A 1,134-nucleotide genomic window follows, 5' to 3' on the forward strand; every position below is an offset into this window, starting at 1 on the left:
CGAGGTGAAGGACGGTTTTGGCGTTGAGTCCGGCGTCTGGTTCCGCCTCGGCCTCGGCGGCATCACCGGCCACAGGGATTTTGCAAAATACTCAGGCATCGTCGTGCGGCCCGAGGATGCGACCGCCGTTGCTGACGCCATCGTGCGCGTCTTCATCGAGCACGGCGACCGCACCAATCGCAACAAGGCGCGGCTGAAATACGTGCTCGACAGCATGGGCCACGACGGATTTCTCAAGCTGGTCGAGGAGCGGCTCGGAAAACCCTTCGCGCGCGTACCGGAAGAGGCGCTGGCGCCGCGACCGGCATCCGATCGCCTGGCGCATATCGGGGTGCACAAGCAGAAGCAGGCCGGCCTCAACTGGATCGGCGTCGCGCTGCCGCTCGGCAAGATTACAAGCGAGCAGATGCGAGGGCTCGGAAAGATCGCGCAGGATTTTGGCGACGGCGACATCCGCCTGACCGTCTGGCAGAACCTTCTGATCTCAGGCGTGCGCGACGAGAACGTGGCGCTGGTGACGGCTGCGATCGAGAAGCTTGGGCTTGCGACCTCGGCCTCAAACGTTCGCGCCGGACTGATCGCCTGCACGGGCAATGCGGGCTGCAAGTTTGCGGCGTCAGACACCAAGCGGCATGCGGCTGCGATCGGCGATTGGGTCGATGCACGGATGACGGTCGACACGCCACTCAACATCCATCTGACCGGCTGCCATCATTCCTGCGCCCAGCATTACATCTCGGACATCGGCCTGATCGCAGCCAAGGTGCCTGGTGCGAGCGAGGAGGACACGGTCGAGGGCTATCACCTCTTCACCGGCGGCGGTTTTGGCCCCGACGCCAATATCGGCCAGGAGGTCTATCGCGACCTGAAGGCCGAGGACGCGCCGCAATTCGTCGAGAAGCTGTTGAAGGCCTATCTCGCCCACCGCGCCTCGCCGGACGAATCCTTCCTCGCCTTTTCCCGTCGCCACGAAGGCGAAGCCTTGCGCAAACTCGCTGAAGCGGAAGTCACAGCATGACCAAGATGACGCTCCCTCCGAAGATCGAGATCATCCCGGCCAATGCGCCCTTCAGCGAGGGACAGCGCCTGTGGTTGAACGGATTTCTGGTCGGCATGCTCGGGCTCGACGGCTCG

1 protein-coding gene is annotated in these 1,134 nt (G+C 63.7%); it reads left to right on the forward strand.

Going from position 1 to position 1,134, the window contains the following annotated elements:
* The coding region (locus C2U70_RS32710; protein ID WP_140982917.1) for a NirA family protein at window positions 1-1,018 on the forward strand (1,018 nt) is incomplete at its 5' end.
* Window positions 1,019-1,134 lie beyond the last annotated feature (116 nt).

This window comes from Bradyrhizobium guangdongense (assembly GCF_006483445.1).
Taxonomy (GTDB): domain Bacteria; phylum Pseudomonadota; class Alphaproteobacteria; order Rhizobiales; family Xanthobacteraceae; genus Bradyrhizobium; species Bradyrhizobium guangdongense_A.